This is a genomic window from Flavobacterium sp. S87F.05.LMB.W.Kidney.N (genome assembly GCF_004366435.1).
Classification (GTDB): Bacteria; Bacteroidota; Bacteroidia; order Flavobacteriales; family Flavobacteriaceae; genus Flavobacterium.
Window position 1 is genome coordinate 141967 of the sequence record NZ_SODX01000006.1, and the last position, 14946, is coordinate 156912.

Sequence of the window (14946 nt, forward strand, 5' to 3'; positions counted from 1 at the left end):
ACTTTTCGTGTCTTCTGCTAGTATTTCATAATATGAAGTTTAAATGTAAAAAGTCTGTTTTTAAAATAGATTTTTAGGTTTATATTTTTAATCCTGCTCAAGATTTTGATGTTTGGCTAAACTTTATGAATTTTAAAATTCCACCTTAATCTATTACAAATTTGGCTTCTTGGGATAACTCAGGATTTATGCTGTACTATTTTTGCTATTAATTTAATAGCTTTAAAAATATGAAAAAGGGATTTATTGTATTCGGAATTTTATTGACAGTCTTTGGTTTAAATAAGATAAGTGCACAGGATAATTCAGATAAAAAAGGAATGAGCATTTTAGACAAAGCTAAGGTGGGCTTTACCTTTAGCGATGCAGATGCAGCAGCTGTAGCAGCAAAATATATTGCTGAAATGGATGCTAATAATCCAGTTGCGGGACCAACAGACGGTTATGCTATTCGTTTAAATCGTTTATTTGGAAAACACACTTCTAGTGAAGGAGTTACTTTAAACTATAAAGTTTATTTGGTAAAAGATATTAATGCTTTTGCTTGTGCAGATGGGAGTGTTCGTGTATTTGCAGGTTTAATGAATATTATGGATGATAACGAATTACTAGCTGTTATCGGGCATGAAATTGGACATGTTGTAAATCATGATTCAAGAGATGCTGTAAAAGCTGCTTATAAAAAAGAAGCTCTGCTAGATGTTGTTTCGTCACAGTCAGGAACAGTTGATGCTCTCTCAAAAACTCAATTAGGAAAGTTAGGAAGTGCGATGATTGATAGCAAGCATGATAGAAAACAGGAAGCTAATGCAGATTTGTTTTCATATAATTTTATGAAAAAATATGGATATGATGTTAATGCTGTGGAGTCAGCTTTTAGAGTTACACAAAATTTAAGTGAAGGAGCTGAGTCATCTTTTATTACCAAAATGATGAGCTCTCATCCAGACGCTGGCAAAAGGGCAGATGATGCTAAAAAAAGAGCAGTAAAAGATGGTTTATATCAACCTTATGTACAGCAGAAAATTGTAAATACTGCACCTGTAACAGCTACAAAAGCAACAACAAAAACAACTGCAAAGAAGACAACAACAAAAAAGAAGTAATTTTAATATAATTAATTTACAAACCGGCAGATTCTACAGAATTTGCCGGTTTTTGTTTATAGCGTTAAGAATAAATGGATTTATGACATTTTAAACTCATTAAAAATTCATATATTTATTTATTGAAAAAACAAATTTTTGTGTGAAATGAAATAGCATTTTGTTATTTACATTTGTTGTTAAATTGTAATTTTTAAAAACATGAAAAAAAAATCTATAATAGCAGGACTTTTATTTGCTGTATGCGGTTTGACAAAAGCGACAGCACAAATTAATTTTGGAGATAAAGCAATAGGAGCAGTTCAAAAAGGAGTAACAGCTTTTACGTTAACAAATGCAGATGCAGCGACTTTGTCTAAAGAGGCAGTTGCAAAAATGGATACTGAAAATGAAGTTGCTGGTCCAAATGACGGTTATACTTTAAGGTTAAACAGAATTTTTGGAAAACACGCAGCTGGTGATGGGTATACATTAAACTATAAAGTATATAAAGTTAAAGACGTGAATGCTTTTGCTACTGCTGACGGAAGTGTACGTGTATTTTCTGGATTAATGGATATTATGGATGATAATGAATTATTGGCAGTTATTGGTCACGAAATTGGCCACGTAGCCAATAATGATTCAAGAGATGCAATGCGTGCAGCATATCAAAAAGAAGCATTAATTGATGGTGTTTCTTCTCAATCTGCAAAAATTACAGCTATAACAGATAGTCAATTAGGTAAAATAGGAAGTGCTTTAATTGATAGCAAACACAGTAGAAAACAAGAATCTGAGGCAGATTTGTTTGCATATAACTTCTTAAAGAAAAACGGTTACAATGTAAATGCTGAAGAATCTGCATTCAGAATTTTAGCCAAAATGAGTGAAGGATCTGAGGCTTCTTTTATCGACCGAATGATGAGCTCGCACCCTGATGCTAAACAAAGAGCAGAAGATGCAAAGAAGAGAGCAGAAAAAGATGGTTTATACAAGCCTTATGTGCAGCAGAAAATTGTAAATACAGTTCCAGTCGCAACTAAAAAGGCAACTACAACAAAGAAAACAACAACTAAAAAGAAATAATATTTCTTCTTAAAAAATAATAAACCCGGCAGATTTTAAATTTGCCGGGTTTTGTTTTTATCCCAATACGTGAAAAGCAAGGATTTTTTGTACTTCGTAAACATTAACCGATTTATTAAATTGTTTTACGATACTTGGCTGTTGCTCGCTTGAAATCCAAATTTTTAATTCGGCATCAAGGTCAAAAGTTCCTGCAGTTTCTACGCTAAATCTTGTGATGTTTTTATAGGCAATAGATTTATATTCGGTTTTGCTTCCAGTAATTCCTTGCACATCAACTAAAATCAGTCTTTTGTTGGTAAAGATGAAAGTATCACGAATAAGTTTAAAACCCATTTCGATTTCTTCATTAGTAGTTAAAAGCTGTCCGTATTTTTTAATTAAATCTTCTTGGTTTACAGCACCTGCATTTCCAAGAATAGCAGAAAATATTCCCATTATTTGTTCTTTTATTAGTTAAATCAATTGTCTTTAGAAGTAGTAAAAGTAATTGATTTTGCTAATTTTTTATGTTTGATTTAAATTTAATTATCAGTGGCGTTAATATAATTGCAATTAGAAATGAAGCAATAAAAGACACGACAAAATTCCCAATATTTAAAGCCTTTAGATTTATGATAAATCTAATGAATAAGATTGATGCAGTAAATAAAATTACAGTAATCCAATATAATTTGTTAGTATAGCTTTTTAGGTTATCATTTTGTGGAAGATTAAACAAGGCGGCAATAATTATTATACATCCGATAAAAGTGCTAGCATGTTGTGCTAGTTTCCAAAAAGGAATTTCTGTTCCAAAAAACGAGATTGTATTTCTGAGAGTATCAATTTGATTTACAAAATAACCGTGATTGTGTGTAAAAGCATCCCAAAATATATGAGAAATTATACCAATCAATGAAGAAATTAAAACGACATACCAATTTTTTTTAAAGTAGATATTCCAATTAAAATCGGTATAAATCAATATTCTGGTTTTAATAAACGATGGAAGATTTTGAAATAAGAGATTTCGCGTAAGATTATGAAAGATAAAAGCAAGTAATATGGCAAGGGGTAAATCAAACCAAAAAATACCAGCTAGAGTATGACTATACAGGCTTTTGACTTTCATTAGTAAAAAATATTCAAAATCTGGAGTTAAACTTCCAATAATTAAAGCGGTTAAAGAAAACCATGTTTTTGGTAAATATCTTAAAGGAAGAATAATTGCGGGATGAGAAAAGGTAAAAGGCATTAAATCAAATTTTTAATTTAGAAATTATTCAAAGAAGACATGTAGATTTTCTTCTGATAATTCGAAATTAAAGATAAATAAAAAAGCAGAACCTAAGTTCTGCTTTCTCTGTTTGTTATTCCACTACCGTTTGTACCGTAATTGGAAGATTGTATGCTGTTCTCACAGGTTCTCCATCTAGAATACCTGGTTTCCATTTTGTTTTTAATGATTTTAAAACTCTAATAGCTTCTTTACCTACTCCGTACCCAGGATCATTTCTCACAATAATATCAGTAAGAGATCCGTCTTTTTCCACTACGAAAGAAACATATACTTTTAATGTTTTTTCCATATCCAATTCTGGTCTGCGGAAATTGTTTCCTACATATTTGTAGAACTGGGCGATTCCACCTGGAAATTCAGGTTGTTTGTCCAGAATAGCAGTTGAAACTGGCCCATCGCTTTTAGGTGTTACAGAAGCAGCGTCACCATTCCCGCCACCGCCTCCACTAACTGGAATTGGGTTAACAGAAGTACCACTTCCGTTAAGGTTTTCTACAACTGGAACATTCTCAGTGTTTGGTGCAATTTTTTCGACCGCATCTTGTGTTTTAGTTACCACTGGATTGATTAATTGCGATGCGTCTGTTTTGCTCGCTGCAGTTTGTTCTACTACCGGTGCTGGTGGTGCTGGTGGTGGAGGTGCAATTATTGGGTCAATTTTTACAACAACCAATGGATCTTTGTAAATAGGATCTGTTTGAGCCGAATTATGGTCTGCTGGTGTCCTAAATTTGTTAATGACTACAGATGCACTTCCTAAAGCCGTTAATAACAGTAAACCCATAAATAGAGCTGTAACAGAATTTTTAGAATTCTCCTGACGTAATTGATATGCGCCGTACTCTTTGTTTTTGTTTTCGAAAACAAGATCTGTCCACTTGTTTTCATAGATACTTAATTTAGACATAATTTTTGGGTTTTAAGGTTAAGTAACTTTAAATCATACGCAGAAAAGGTTTAGGTTTGAGCTAACAACGCAAAAGTTGTAGTTTTAATGTGTGGTAAAATTATTTTTTTAAGAATAAATATACGAATAGTATATTTTTCTTTACCTAAAGATAATAAATTATCTATTACGTTCGATAATTTCTGCCAATAATTTTTTAGCACGTAAAAGTTTAACTTTTACACTGCTTAAAGGTTCGTCTATCTTAACAGCAATTTCCTGATAAGACATTTCTTGAAAGTAACGAAGCTGAATTACTTCTTGGTAGTGAGGTTTGAGTTCTTTGATGCATAAGAGCAGACGAGAAAGATTCTGTTCTTTAATTAAAGCATCTTCTGCAGAGGGAGTAGGGTCGGCTATATTATAAGCCTGCTGATCTTCGTTGTCTGTTATTTCGATAAAAAGATTGGTTTTCTTTTTTCGTAACAAATCAATATAAACGTTTTTAGCAATGGCAATGAGCCAAGTGTTGAATTGAAATTCAGAATTATAAGAAGCAATTTTATCAAAAGCTTTAGAAAAAGTTTCTATAGTAATATCTTCTGCCGTGGTTTCGTTTTCTGTTCGCTTAAGCATAAAAGCATACACCTCATTCCAATAATGATCTAATAAAAAAGTAAAGGCGATTTGATCGCCTTTTTTTGCTTTTTCTATTTTAGAATTTATTTCCAATATACCGGTTTTGAAAAGATATTAGTTATAAAGATATTAATTTGCGTTAATATAAGCGCTATCTCAACAACTGGAAACCAAATTTTAAGATCATTTTCTTTGAGTTTTCCTGCCGAACACCCAATTACTGTCCAAACAACGGTGTAGCGTGTTGCTAAAATTGCTAATACGGCAATCCATTGAAATTGAAAAGCCAGCAGAATTATAACTAATAAAAAGAAGAATAATTGTGAGATGAAGAATAATCCCAGCTGCATTTTGTCAAAAAACTTATAATGCTCTGCTGTAGAAATATGTCTTCTTTTCTGAGTAAACCATTCTTTGTACGTTTTTTTAGGTTTTGAATATGTAAAACTTTCAGGTGTATAAGAAATAGTTGTGTTGGTTTTGTTTGCGGCTTGATTAATAAATAAATCATCATCGCCAGAACGAATCTGAATGTGATCGATAAAACCATTTACATTAAAAAACTCTTCTTTTTTGTAAGCTAAATTTCGTCCCACACCCATGTACGGAAGTCCTAATTTTGCCCATGAAAAATATTGAACAGCTGTGAGGATAGTTTCAAAACGAATAACTTTGTTTAAAAACGAACGCTCTACTTTTTCGTAACCCCCATAGCCCAAAACAATCGTTTTGTTCAGGGTAAAATGCGAAGTCATAGATGTAATCCAATCTTTAGAAGTTGGGAAACAATCAGCATCAGTAAACAGTAAATAATCTTTTTTTGTGGCTTTAATTCCAAGTGTTAAAGCATATTTTTTATTTCCCCAAAAAGCTTCATTGTTTTCTACTTTTACTAAACGGATATTTGGAAATTCCTTTTCAAATTCTTCAAATACTTCTAAAGTTTCATCGCTAGATGCGTCGTCGATTAAAACAATTTCAAAATCAGGATAATCTTGCTGTGCCAAAAGCGGAATATATTTTTTTACATTCTCTTCTTCATTTTTAGCGCAGACAACTACAGAAACGGGAAGTTTTTTTGGTGTAATCTGCTGGGGTTTAGCAAAAGCAAATTTTCCAAAAATTCCTAAATAGTAGAAAAGTTGAATAAAAACAATAGCAATAAAAAAGTAAAATAAAGTTATAAGCATATAGTTTTAATGTCTGTTAATAGCTGAAATTTGCGAGAACAAAGGTAGTTATGAATTAGTAATTTTCAATGATTAAAGCCAATTTACTTTCGGCATTTTGACATTTCTTTTGCAACAGCAATAGACTGAGGGTTTTCAGTTTTTTCTAATTCAGTAATAATATTTTGGTAATTATGATCGTCACGGTTTTGAGAAAGTTTTTTTGTCGCTTGAATTTCCTCAATTTCTATTTCAAAACCAAAAATTCCTCGTGCTTCGCGCATTGTTTTTGCAGATAAATCTTCAACGCGAACAGGATTTTCTGAGTTCGCTTCGTATTTATCAACTAGTTTTTTAAGCTGCTCTACAGAAGTTTCGTAATCTACAATTTTGATTTTTCCGTAAACATGTACGGCTATGTAATTCCAAGTTGGAACATTTTCGTGATCGTACCAGGAAGATGAAATGTAACTGTGCGGACCTGTAAAAACTGCTAAAACCTGATCATTTTCTTTAAAACCTGCAGCTTGCGGATTCAGTTTTGAAATGTGTCCTTGCAAGATTTCTTTTCCGTGAGCATTCAGTTCCAATTCTATCGGAATATGCGTTGCGCATAATTTTCCGTGAGTCTGATTAATAAGAATGCCAAAACTGTTTTCTTTCAGAAAAGTTCTGATTTCTTCTGGATTCTCATTTTTGTATAAATCGGGTGTATACATTTTATGTGATTTTATATCAAAGACTTTCTAAAACAAATTGCCTCTGGTCGATCAATATATTTTCCGTAATTCGGAGTTACTTTATATCCTTGTTTTTGATAAAATTGAGTTGCTTGGTTGTTTTTTACTCGTGTTTCTAAAACTAACTCTTTAAAACCAATCGTTTTAGCTTTTTCTTCTAAAAATTCTAAAATATTCTGGCCAATTTTCTTTCCGCTAAATTTAGAATACATTCGTTTAACTTCGCCTATGTTTTCTTCAATAGGTCTAATGGCGCCGCACCCCACAATTTCATTATCTATTTCCGCTACAACAAACACAAATTTAGGATTGTTAATCTGCCAGTCTATAAAAGTATTTTTGCCATCACTTCCAAAACGGGCAAATAGATTAGCAGACAATTCATCAATAATTTTTTGAACTTTCTCGTCGTTTGGATCAGCTGTTTTAATCAGAATGTTTTCGTTCATTTTTATTTATAAGTGCGATCCATTTTTTGTCACATCGAGCGGAGTCGAGATTTTATCAGTAAAAGGACTTCGACTTCGCTCAGTCTGACAGAAATAATAATTCGTGAAATTTGTGTTTTAAATCACATTCACTTCAGCTTCAATATGAATTCCAAAAGTGTCAAAAACTGTCTTTTGTACCTCTTTAGAAACTGCTAAAATTTCTTGTCCTGTTGCATTGCCATAATTCACCAAAACCAATGCCTGATTTTTATGAACTCCAGCATCGCCAAAACGTTTTCCTTTAAAACCAGCTTGTTCTATAAGCCAGCCTGCAGGAACTTTTACTTCATTTTCGGAGACTTCATAAAACTTCATTTCAGGAAATTTCTGATGGATTTTCTCGAAATCAGATTTCAATAAAATCGGATTTTTAAAGAAACTGCCGCTGTTTCCAAGTTCTTTTGGGTCTGGTAATTTACTTTGCCTAATAGCAATTACGGCATTACTGACATCTTTTAAAGTTGGCTCAGTAATATTGTTTTTTGTTAATTCTGCCAAAATATCTCCGTAAGAAGTATTGATTTTATGATTGCGTTTAGTCAATTTAAAAACAACCGAAGTAATAATATATTGATCTTTTACTTCATGTTTGAAAATACTTTCGCGGTAGCCGAAATTACATTCAGTATTATTGAAGGTCTTCATTTCCTGAGTTTCAATATTCATCGCTTCGCAAGAAACAAAAGTATCTTTAATTTCTGTTCCATAAGCTCCAATATTCTGAACTGGAGTCGTGCCGACATTTCCTGGAATTAGAGACATGTTTTCTAATCCTCCAAAATTATTATCGATAGTATAAAGAACGAAATCATGCCAAGTTTCACCAGCCTGACTTTCAACCCAGACAAAATCTTCATCTTCTTTAATTATTTTTTTGCCTTTTAAGTCGATGTGAATCACAAGAGCATCAATATCCTTAGTCAAAAGCATATTACTGCCACCGCCTAAAATGAATTTTTTCTCGTTTTTGTTTTCCTGTAAAACTGTTTTTAATTCAGCAATAGAATGAACAGCAACGAATTTTTTAGCAATGGCTTCAATGCCAAAAGTATTGTAGTTTTTTAAAGAAAAATTGGATTGGATTTCCATAAATAAAAGGCTTTTTTAACTGAGTTCAAAAGTAAGGATTATAATTTATTTGAAGTGAGTTTTCAATAAATATCAAAATTCAAAAAAAACGAATTCATTTCTTTTGTAAGTTTGAAAGAATTATAATGTTATAGTTATGAAAGAATTTTTTCTTAATAATAAGATTTTACTCTTTTTAGGTTTGTTTTTATCAATGCCTAGTTTTGCTCAATCAGATATTCTAGGGAAATGGAAAACAAGGGATGTAATTGGTTATACAGATGTTTTTGAGTATTCTTTAATAAAAGAAAAGCAAGAAAATGCTGGACGTCATGTAACTTTTAATTCAGATGGTACATTTTCGTGCGGTGACACAATGCAATGTGCTAGTGATTGTTTTGTTTTTACCTCAGGAACTTATGCAATGATTGGTAATGATCATATACATCTTATTGTGGAAAACGTTCGTTTTGTTGGTTCTACGTGTGGAATAAAAAAAACACAAAAAGAAAATTTTATTAAAGATTTAGGTGTTTTTTATATTTATAAAGAAGGAACTGCAATTCGATTAGTTCCTAGTAGTGGTGATTTGCAAGATGATAAAGATAAAATGCTTTATACTCAAATGTTGGATTCTTTTACTAAGGAATGGAGGTCTTACGGTTATGTTTGGAGTAATACAGATGGGAATCAGTCAGAAGAAATTGTAAAAGATTGCAAAGACAAAAGAAATCTGATTAATCTATCTAATTACAAAATTGTGTTTTCTAAGGATGAAAGCTATGGTAATGTTTTTCTTTTGCGTGGAAATGAAGATTTTCATTATGTGGTATATGATGCTTTGAATAAAAAAGTTTCGTTAGCTTATCCGAAAAAGAGAAATTAATTATTTCGAGAATCTATCAATTCATGATATTTTTCCGCAATAACCTTCATATTAATATCATAATTCGCATTTTCTTCTACAAATTTTCTATTTCGAATGATTGCTTCATTTCGAGATTCAGGATTTTCAAAAGACCAAATTAATTCTTCGGCTAGCATTTCGATATTATCAATTTCAATTAATTGTCCGTTTTCTCGATGCATGATCCAGCTTTGATTTCCTGGAATATCCGAAACTATAGGATAACAATTACAAGCCATTGCTTCAAATAAAGAGGCCGAAACGCCTTCAGTAATGGGCATGCTGATATAAATATTAGATCGCTGTAATAATTGTGGGAGTTCAGTATTCGGAATTCTTCCTGTAAAAATTACTTTGTTTTCGATTTGTAAATTTTTGGCTAAATCTTTTAAATATTGTAATCTAGTTCCGTCGCCAACAATAGTAAGCGAAAAATCAATTCCTTTTTGATTCAAAATTCCGAATGCTTTTAAAATAGAATCGTGTCGATATTCTGGCATTAAAGAGCGTGTTACGATCGCTTCAATTTTGTTTGAATTATTGATGGAAGGAGTGAAAATCGACAAATCAATTCCTTTTGGGAGAACTAGAACTTTATTCATGTCAACCCCAGATGCTTTCATGTGAATTGCCATGACAGGTCCCCAAGCGTGAATTAAATGCGCTTTCTTAAAAGCATATTTCTGAATGAATTTTTTAAATGGATATAAAACAGATTCTTCCGGCCATAAATCGGTTCGACCTTGCTGCGCGATGGCAATAGTTTTAGATCCAGAGATCGCTGCAAGAAATCCATAACTGGTGGTTCTCTCGGCAATAACCATTTCTGGTTTTTCTTTTTTGATGATTTTCCGAATCGAAATAGGAGAGAAGAAATATTCTAAGATACGTTTGAATCTGTTTACTTTGGAATTATTTGGTGTTTGAAGTTCCCAAGTAATAATTTCAAAATCGCCAAATTGTTTAAGGCCTTTCATCCAAGTTATAGCATCGGCACGATAAGATTCTCCAAGAAAAAGTATTTTTCTTTTCATTCGGTAAATGAATTTTTTTCGCCACGAATTTCACAAATTTTCACAAATTAATTCGCGTCAATTCGTGAAATTCGTGGCGATTTATCTGTTTTATTCTTCAGTCTCTAAGGCGCGATTGATAAATTCGTTTAAAGGTTTTAGAGCAATTAGTTTTTTACTCATTTTAGAAACAAAATCTTTCTGAGTTACTTCAGAAATATCATAAACTTGAGTTGCTGTAAAACTTTTCAATTTCAAGAATTCTATTGCAGGATGATCTTTTTCGTAACCGCGAGGCATGCTTTTAAGCGAATTATTTTCATTTATATCCAAACTTCCGAATTCTTTTTTGAAATCTTTATTGTTTAAAATTTCTTGTAAATCATCATAGAAAAATGCAATTTCTTTTCGGACTTTCTTCAAATCTTCTGCGTCTGGAGAATAAAATCCGCCTGCAAGAAAACTTGCGCCTTTTTCGATGTGGACATAATATCCAGAACGGTTTGCACCTTTTGCTCCAGCAGACATCCAAACGCCTAAATGGGCTTTGTAAGGTGATTTATCTTTAGAAAAACGAATATCGCGGTTGATTCTAAAAGTACAATTTTTAACTTCTAAAAATTCTAATGAAGGATCAAGTGGTTTCATAACATCAAGAAAATCACTTACCAATTGATGATAATCTTTCTTGAAAACTTCATATCGTTTTTTATTTTCCTGAAACCATTCTCTGTTATTGTTTCTTTTTAAATCGTCTAAAAATTGCAATGATTCTTTTGTAAGCATGTTCTGTTTTTTTTATAGCAGTTGTCTTGTTTGCCACTAATTACACTAATTTACACAAATTTTAAATTTATTCTCTGTTTAACTTTGATAAATTCAAACCTATAAGTTTTAATTCGCGAAAATTCGTGTAATTCGCTGCAAAACAAAAAATTACAAATTAAATATTTTATAAGTCTGATGCGTCGATTTTACAATAGCTTCTGTTCGTTCTGGGTGTGTATCAGAAATAAAAAGCTGGCCAAATGTTTCGCTGTTTACCATTTCTACAATTTTAGCCACACGAGTTTCGTCTAGTTTGTCAAAAATATCATCAAACAAAAGAATTGGTTTTACACCGCTTTGTTTTTTTAAAAATTCGAACTGCGCTAGTTTCAGGGCAATCAAAAAAGATTTCTGCTGTCCCTGCGAACCAAATTTTTTTATCGGATGTGAATCAATTTCAAAAGATAAATCGTCTTTGTGAATTCCAACAGTCGTATAATGAAGCGCACGATCTTTATTGATATTTTCCTGTAAAAGCGTTAATAAATCTTTTTCGAACAAATGACTTTCATAAACCAATTGTACACTTTCTTCAGATCCAGTTATGGCTTGATGGTGTATATTAAATATAGGTATAAATTGTTCTAAGAAATCTTTTCGTTTCTCAAAGATCGATTTTCCATATTCATTAAGCTGTTCATTATATATAGATAAAGTATCATTATCAAAAGTGTGATTGAGGGCAAAATACTTTAAAAGCGCATTTCGCTGTACAATTACTTTTTGATACTGAATAAGCTGATGAAGGTAAGTTGAATCTAACTGCGAAATAACGCTGTCCATAAATTTACGGCGCGTTTCGCTTCCTTCAATAATCAAATCTCGGTCTGCGGGCGAAATAATTACTAACGGAATAAAACCAATATGATCTGAAAATTTATCATAGGCTTTTCCATTTCGCTTTAAAACTTTTTTCTGTCCCTTTTTTAAACTGCAGACAATCTGTTCTGTTCTTTCGTTCTTTTCCAGTTCGGCATCAATCACAAAAAACTCCTCTCCGTGCTTGATGTTTTGAACGGCTAACGGATTAAAGTAGCTTTTTCCGTATGCTAAATGATAAATAGCGTCGAGTACATTGGTTTTTCCAATACCATTTTTTCCCACGAAACAATTGATCTTGATATCAAAATCAAAACTGGCTTCAGAAAAGTTTTTATAATTAAATAAAGAGATTTTGTTTAAATGCATTTTTTAGGGACTCAGTCGATAAATATTACTGTTTTTGAGCAGTAAAAATTTGAGGGTGCAAATTACCGAAAAATATCAATATAATAGACTTTAGCGCTGTTTCAAACGGATTTATTTTATTGCTTCCGCGAAAGGGCAAGTTCATAACAAAAATATTTTTTTTAAAATAGTGATAAAATTGAAATTTTTTACGTCGGTTTCAATAAAAATTTTATTTTTGCCGTTCACTAAATAATTTTTAAATGGCAACTTACAATAAAAGAGGATATAAGACACCAAAAGAGAAGGAAGTTAAAGAAGTTAATGAAGAAGCACAGGTAGTTATTGACGAAAAAGACAGCACTACAGCTGGCGTTTTCTCAAAATTAGATGAGACAGCTTCAAAAACTGAGGATTGGGTGGCTAAAAATCAAAAAATCATTATTGGTTTAGTTGCAGGTATTGCTGTTGCTACAATTGGATACTTGGCTTACCAAAAATTTATTGCTACTCCTAAACAAGAAGAAGCGGCTAGTGAAATGTTTGTTGCACAGCAAAATTTTGAAAAAGCAGTAAATGGTGTTTCTAGCGATTCATTATACAAATTATCATTAAACGGTTCAGAAGGTAAATTCGGATTTATTAAAATCGCTGACGAATATTCTGGAACTGATGCTGGAAATTTAGCAAACTACTATGCTGGTATGGCTTACTTAAATACTGGTAAATTTGATGAGGCAATTAAATATTTAGGTGAATTTAAATCTGAAGATGTAATCTTAAATGCTTTGGCTAAAGGTGCGACAGGAGATGCTTATTCTCAAAAAAATCAGCAAAAAGAAGCGCTTGATTTTTATGTAAAAGCTGCTGAGTCTAACAAAAATGATTTTACAACGCCTCGTTTCTTATTAAAAGCTGGAAAAACTGCTTTGGCTTTAGGTCAAAAAGAAGATGCTTTGAAATATTTTAATGACATTAAAGATAATTACGACAGTACTCCAGAAGCAGCATCTGTTGATGCCTTAATTGGATTAGCGCAATAAAAATTTTAGACTTTAGATTTTAGATTGTAGATTTGTAGTTACAAATCTATCCCGAGGCTTCGGGACTAAATTAAAAAATCTAAAATATAACAGATGGCTACTGAAAATAAAAATCTATCAGAATACGATAAAAACACAATCCCAAACGCGAAAGACTTTCGGTTTGGGATTGTTGTTTCTGAATGGAATGATACTATAACAGAAGGACTTTATAATGGTGCTTTTGATGCGTTAATTGATTGTGATGTTCCTGCCCAGCAAATTATCCGCTGGAATGTTCCAGGAAGTTTTGAATTAATTTACGGAGCAAAAAAAATGCTTCAAACACAAAATGTTGATGCCGTTATCGTAATTGGATGTGTAATTCAAGGAGAAACCAAGCATTTTGATTTTGTTTGCGAAGGCGTTACTCAAGGAATTAAAGATTTGAATGTTCAAACTGATATTCCGGTTATTTTCTGTGTTTTAACAGATAATAATATGCAGCAGTCAATTGACAGAAGCGGAGGAGCTCACGGAAACAAAGGAACAGAAGCGGCAATTGCCGCAATAAAAATGGCGTATATTCGTCAGCAGGCGTCAATAGCTCATGCTTATAACCAGCCTTTGCTGTCTTCTGGTGCAATTCAAATCGAAGATACGCCAAGAAAAATAGAGAAGGAATAAAACACATTTGTTTTAAAAAAGCATAAAAAAACCTATACTGCTAAAAGTGTAGGTTTTTTTATGCTTTTTTTGTGATTGTGTTAAGTCGCATCGAATTCGGAATTATATTACATTTGAGTTGATTTTTAATTTAATTTCTATGAAAAAATATCTACTTTACGTTTTTATTTTATGCTTCAGTCTAAGTTATGCTCAAAATAAAATCAATGAAAATTTGAAAAGAGAACTTGATTCAATTATGAAATCAGATCAAATTCTTAGGGAATATATCAATTTTGATACTTCTGAGGATCGAAAAAAAGAAATCGTAAAAGACCTTAGTCGTGAAAATGATCCGAATTTTAGAAAGGGCATTTGGCTAGAGATGAAAAAACGAGATTCTCTTAATTTGATTAAGGTTGAAGAACTTATAAAACTATATGGTTATCCAGGAAAAAGCTTAGTTGGCGAACCAACCAATATTGCTGCGTGGTATGTTATTCAACACAGTTCTAAAATTGGAGAATATTTGTCAATGATTGAGAAAGAAGCGAAAAAGAAAGAGATACCTTTTACCTACTTTGCTAAAATGCAAGATCGTTTTTTAACGCAACAAGGAAAAGAACAGATTTATGGAACGCAAGGTCAGATGAAACAAATAACGAATAAAGAAACAGGAAAAAAAGAGTTTTTTAATTACGTCTCGCCAATTGAAAACCCTACTAGAGTTAACGATCGAAGAAGGAAAGCGGGTTTTACAACTACAGTTGAGGAAAATGCAAAAGAAATGGGAATGGAATACAAGGTTTATACCTTGGATGAAATAAAGAAAATGAACTAGTTCTTTTGTGTCTAACGCGCAATCATTCTGTTTTATAGACTGTTGTAGTTTTT

Annotated in this window: 17 protein-coding genes; 6 read left to right on the forward strand and 11 right to left on the reverse strand. The window is 32.1% G+C overall.

Features of this window, described 5'->3' with window-relative positions:
* Positions 1-230: 230 nt before the first annotated feature.
* Both EDB96_RS17825 and EDB96_RS17830 read left to right on the forward strand, forming a co-directional pair.
* Entirely contained in the window at positions 231-1106 is an 876-nt protein-coding gene (locus EDB96_RS17825) for a M48 family metalloprotease (protein ID WP_057114799.1), read from the forward strand.
* A 201-nt stretch (positions 1107-1307) separates the two neighbouring features.
* On the forward strand, positions 1308-2174 hold the full coding sequence (locus EDB96_RS17830; protein WP_057114798.1) for a M48 family metalloprotease: 867 nt from the start codon (positions 1308-1310) through the stop codon (positions 2172-2174).
* Between the two features lie 57 nt (positions 2175-2231).
* Here the strand turns inward: EDB96_RS17830 and EDB96_RS17835 are convergent, their stop codons facing one another.
* The 8 genes from EDB96_RS17835 to murB all read right to left on the reverse strand — a co-directional run bounded on the left by EDB96_RS17835 (position 2232) and on the right by murB (position 8470).
* A complete protein-coding gene (locus tag EDB96_RS17835; protein ID WP_057114797.1) occupies positions 2232-2612 on the reverse strand; it encodes a PH domain-containing protein in 381 nt (126 codons plus the stop codon).
* Between the two features lie 61 nt (positions 2613-2673).
* Positions 2674-3411, reverse strand: a complete 738-nt coding sequence (locus EDB96_RS17840) for a DUF4184 family protein (protein WP_134142375.1) — start codon at positions 3409-3411, stop codon at positions 2674-2676.
* A 115-nt stretch (positions 3412-3526) separates the two neighbouring features.
* Entirely contained in the window at positions 3527-4363 is an 837-nt protein-coding gene (locus tag EDB96_RS17845; RefSeq protein WP_057114795.1) for an energy transducer TonB, read from the reverse strand.
* A gap of 159 nt (positions 4364-4522) precedes the next feature.
* Complete coding sequence (locus EDB96_RS17850; RefSeq protein ID WP_057114794.1) at positions 4523-5074, reverse strand: RNA polymerase sigma factor; 552 nt, start codon at positions 5072-5074, stop codon at positions 4523-4525.
* Complete coding sequence (locus EDB96_RS17855) at positions 5065-6171, reverse strand: glycosyltransferase (protein ID WP_134142377.1); 1107 nt, start codon at positions 6169-6171, stop codon at positions 5065-5067. The genes EDB96_RS17850 and EDB96_RS17855 overlap by 10 nt, the downstream gene beginning before the upstream one ends.
* Before the next feature lie 83 nt (positions 6172-6254).
* A complete protein-coding gene (locus EDB96_RS17860; RefSeq protein ID WP_134142379.1) occupies positions 6255-6869 on the reverse strand; it encodes an FMN-binding negative transcriptional regulator in 615 nt (204 codons plus the stop codon).
* An 11-nt stretch (positions 6870-6880) separates the two neighbouring features.
* Positions 6881-7339, reverse strand: coding sequence for a GNAT family N-acetyltransferase (locus tag EDB96_RS17865; RefSeq protein WP_134142381.1), 459 nt, complete (start codon positions 7337-7339; stop codon positions 6881-6883).
* A gap of 117 nt (positions 7340-7456) precedes the next feature.
* On the reverse strand, positions 7457-8470 hold the full coding sequence (gene murB / locus EDB96_RS17870) for a UDP-N-acetylmuramate dehydrogenase (protein ID WP_134142383.1): 1014 nt from the start codon (positions 8468-8470) through the stop codon (positions 7457-7459).
* 136 nt (positions 8471-8606) lie between these two features.
* Here murB and EDB96_RS17875 point away from each other — a divergent pair, with 136 nt between their 5' ends.
* On the forward strand, positions 8607-9335 hold the full coding sequence (locus EDB96_RS17875; RefSeq protein ID WP_134142385.1) for a hypothetical protein: 729 nt from the start codon (positions 8607-8609) through the stop codon (positions 9333-9335).
* Here EDB96_RS17875 and EDB96_RS17880 read toward each other — a convergent pair.
* From EDB96_RS17880 to recF, 3 genes are all read right to left on the reverse strand, one after another.
* Entirely contained in the window at positions 9332-10390 is a 1059-nt protein-coding gene (locus EDB96_RS17880) for a glycosyltransferase (protein ID WP_134142387.1), read from the reverse strand. The two genes, EDB96_RS17875 and EDB96_RS17880, sit on opposite strands and share 4 nt — an antisense overlap.
* 90 nt (positions 10391-10480) lie before the next feature.
* Entirely contained in the window at positions 10481-11155 is a 675-nt protein-coding gene (locus EDB96_RS17885) for a DUF2461 domain-containing protein (protein ID WP_134142389.1), read from the reverse strand.
* A 150-nt stretch (positions 11156-11305) separates the two neighbouring features.
* On the reverse strand, positions 11306-12385 hold the full coding sequence (gene recF / locus EDB96_RS17890; protein ID WP_134142390.1) for a DNA replication/repair protein RecF: 1080 nt from the start codon (positions 12383-12385) through the stop codon (positions 11306-11308).
* A 242-nt stretch (positions 12386-12627) separates the two neighbouring features.
* On the opposite strand from recF, the gene EDB96_RS17895 reads away from it, so the two are divergent.
* From EDB96_RS17895 to EDB96_RS17905, 3 genes are all read left to right on the forward strand, one after another.
* On the forward strand, positions 12628-13407 hold the full coding sequence (locus tag EDB96_RS17895; RefSeq protein WP_134142392.1) for a tetratricopeptide repeat protein: 780 nt from the start codon (positions 12628-12630) through the stop codon (positions 13405-13407).
* A gap of 93 nt (positions 13408-13500) precedes the next feature.
* A complete protein-coding gene (ribH, locus tag EDB96_RS17900; protein ID WP_134142394.1) occupies positions 13501-14073 on the forward strand; it encodes a 6,7-dimethyl-8-ribityllumazine synthase in 573 nt (190 codons plus the stop codon).
* Between the two features lie 139 nt (positions 14074-14212).
* Positions 14213-14893, forward strand: coding sequence for a DUF6624 domain-containing protein (locus tag EDB96_RS17905; protein WP_134142396.1), 681 nt, complete (start codon positions 14213-14215; stop codon positions 14891-14893).
* Positions 14894-14946: the final 53 nt, after the last annotated feature.